The organism is Microcystis sp. LE19-41.2A, assembly GCF_027530405.1.
Classification (GTDB): domain Bacteria; phylum Cyanobacteriota; class Cyanobacteriia; order Cyanobacteriales; family Microcystaceae; genus Microcystis; species Microcystis aeruginosa.
Window position 1 is genome coordinate 1 of record NZ_JAPZQJ010000235.1, and the last position, 3,052, is coordinate 3,052.

At 38.9% G+C, this 3,052-nt stretch carries 3 protein-coding genes and 1 pseudogene; all 4 read left to right on the plus strand.

The window, feature by feature from the left end; translation table 11 throughout:
- The first annotated feature begins 5 nt into the window (after positions 1 to 5).
- Positions 6 to 656: a Uma2 family endonuclease gene (locus O9290_RS10465; protein WP_002761786.1), complete on the plus strand. Its 651-nt coding sequence runs from the start codon at positions 6 to 8 to the stop codon at positions 654 to 656.
- Positions 657 to 772: 116 nt separating this feature from the next.
- Entirely contained in the window at positions 773 to 2,197 is a 1,425-nt protein-coding gene (locus O9290_RS10470; RefSeq protein ID WP_002761784.1) for a carotenoid oxygenase family protein, read from the plus strand.
- A 74-nt stretch (positions 2,198 to 2,271) separates the two neighbouring features.
- Positions 2,272 to 2,337, plus strand: a pseudogene (locus O9290_RS10475) (DUF4351 domain-containing protein); the annotation flags it as partial.
- Between the two features lie 50 nt (positions 2,338 to 2,387).
- Positions 2,388 to 3,052 (plus strand): RpnC/YadD family protein (locus O9290_RS10480; RefSeq protein WP_288087030.1); only part of this gene is annotated, 665 nt, incomplete at its 3' end.

Here is a 3,052-nt window from a genome sequence, read left to right on the forward strand (position 1 = left end):
AAATTATGACCTTTACACCAGCTATTGATCCAGATATTGAATACCCCGACAGTGACGGTAAACCCATGGCCGATAATACCGAACAATACGAATGGATCGTGAAAATCAAAGAAAATCTTGAGATTCTTTTTGCCACTTCTCCTAACGTTTTTATTGCTGGGGATCTGCTCTGGTATCCCGTCCAAGATAAGAAAATTACCGGACCGGTTGCTCCCGATATTATGGTAGTATTTGGTCGTCCGAAAGGAAGAAGGGGTTCCTATAAACAATGGCAAGAAGATAACATTGCTCCTCAAGTGGTCTTTGAAATTCTCTCCCCTTCTAACAGCTTAGAAGAAATGGAGCGAAAACTACTGTTTTATCAACGTTATGGAGTGGAAGAATACTATCTCTATGATCCCGATTCTCATAATTTTCAAGGATGGTTGAGACAGGAAGGACTATTAAGTTCTATACCTGAGATTAAGGGATGGGTTAGTCCTCGGTTAAAAATCCGATTTGAATTGAGAGAAGATGGGTTAGAAATTTATAGTTTAGATGGTCAGAAATTTTTGACTTCTCTTGAGTTATCTCAAAGGTTAGAACAAGAGCGTTTAAAATCTCAACGTTTAGCCGAATATATCCGTTCTCTGGGAATTGATCCCGATACTTTATAATGATATAATTGATGGGTTGTGACGAATACTAATTAACTGGTAAACTGCCGAAATTATTGTCATTGAACCTAGTCTAGGGCTATACTCAACTATGTAATCACTAAAAAAGCAAATCTATGAAAGCTTGGGCAAAATCTTTAGAAAAACCAGCAGTGGAATTTTCTGAAACCCAATTAACCCTATTATCTGGGAAAATTCCCGATGGATTGCGGGGTAGTCTCTATCGCAATGGTCCGGGGAGATTAGAAAGAGGTAAGCAAAAAGTTGGTCATTGGTTTGACGGAGATGGGGCAGTTTTAGCTGTACATTTTCATGATAAGGGAGCCAGTGCCACCTATCGTTATGTTCAGACTGCCGGTTATCAGCAAGAAAGCGCCGCTAATCAATATTTATTTCCTAATTATGGCATGAATGCCCCCGGCTTCTTTTGGAATAATTGGGGAAAAGAGGTAAAAAATGCCGCTAACACCTCGGTGTTAGCTTTACCCGATAAATTATTAGCTCTCTGGGAAGGGGGTTTTCCCCATAAATTAGATTTACAATCTTTAGAAACTCTAGGTTTAGATAATTTATCTAGCTTACAAGCAAAGGAAACTTTTTCCGCTCATCCTAAGCTAGATTTGTCCAGAGGAGAGATTTTTAATTTCGGGGTGACAATCGGTGCTAAAGTTAGTTTAAATCTCTATAAGTCTGACTCCACTGGTGAAATTATCCAGAAAAATACTTTTGAGTTAGATAGATTGTCTCTGCTGCATGACTTTGTTTTAGCAGGACAGTATCTCGTCTTTTTCGTTCCACCGATAAAAGCGGATAAATTATCGATACTGTTGGGATTTAAAACTTTTAGTGATGCTATGCAGTGGCAGCCAGAATTAGGAACAAGAATACTAATTTTTGATCGAGATTCTCTGCAATTAGTCAGTGAAAGTGTTACCGATTCATGGTTTCAATGGCACTTTGCTAATGGTTGTGTGAATGAGCAAGGCAATCTTGAAATTGTTTTTGTCCGTTATGATGACTTTAAAACTAATCAATTTTTAAAAGAAGTTGCCACGGGTGAAACCGAAACTTTAGCCATCGGAAAATTGGCAAGTGTCACCATCAATCCCCTATCAGCAAAGGTGATTAATCAGGAAATTCTCTCGGATTTAAGCTGTGATTTTCCCGTGGTTTCCCCGCAACTGGTGGGACAAAAATGGCAAAATACTTTTTTAGCTGTCCATCGTCCCGATAGCGATATTCGTCGGGAAATTATCGGACTTCCCGCTTGTTATAATCACTCCACAGGTAAGTTAACTATTGCTTATCTAGAAAGCAACTGTTATGGCAGTGAACCGATTTTTGTCTGCGATGGTTTATCTCCAGAAACGGGATGGTTAATCGTCGTGGTTTACGACGGCAATAATCACAGCAGCCAAGGGAGAATCTATGACAGTCAGCAGTTAGAAAAAGAACCCCTTTGCTGTCTGCAATTACCCAGTGTTATCCCTCCCAGTTTTCATGGTACTTGGCAAGAAAAATCAGAAAAAGGCAATATTTAGAAAACGGGTTTCTGCGAGAAACTATTTAGAAAATGGGTTTCTTCGAGAAACCCGTTTTCTGGACTTGTGAGAGAGAAGCTTTATTCGATTTCTCTACGGTTGAAGATTTAATCAATTGGTTAAATACTTTAACTGCTTAGTTCTTATGTTAGCGTTCACCTTCTGACAACAACCCACTAAAATTGTCATAATGAAACAAACAACCGCCAATTATGATGAACCCTGGAAAGAAGCATTAAGCGAGTATTTTGAAGCGTTTTTATACTTCTTCTTTCCTGAAGTTCACCAACTAATTGATTGGACAAAAACTCCCGAATCTCTAGAAAAAGAACTCAAACGGATTACCGCTTCAGCAAAGACAAAAAAACGTTTCGCTGACAAACTCTATAAAGTTTGGTTACTCAGGGGTGAAGAAGTGTGGATTTTGATTCATATTGAAATTCAAAGTCAATACGAAGAAAATTTCCCTCAGAGGATGTATATTTATAACTATCGGGCCTTTGATTTGTATCAGAAACCAGTTATCAGTCTCGCTATATTAGGAGATGAACGAGTAAATTGGCGACCAGATTCCTATAATTATACTATCGCTGGTTGTGAAGTCAGCCTCAAATTCCCAACGGTTAAATTACTGGACTATGAGGAAAGATGGACAGAACTAGAAGCAAGTAGCAATCCCTTTGCTATAATAGTCATGGCACACCTGAAAACAAAAGCGACTACCGGGAAGCTGCCACAACGGGAACAGTGGAAGTGGAAGTTAATCAGGGGATTGTATGAAAAGGAGTTCGAGAGGGAACAGATAATTAAACTGTTTGAAATCATCGACAATATGATGACTTTATCCCCTGAATT

Excerpts from the sequence above, each read along its gene's own strand:
- O9290_RS10470 (WP_002761784.1), top strand. The coding sequence starts at position 773 with ATGAAAGCTTGGGCAAAATCTTTAGAAAAACCAGCAGTGGAATTTTCT.
- O9290_RS10465 (WP_002761786.1), top strand. The coding sequence starts at position 6 with ATGACCTTTACACCAGCTATTGATCCAGATATTGAATACCCCGACAGT.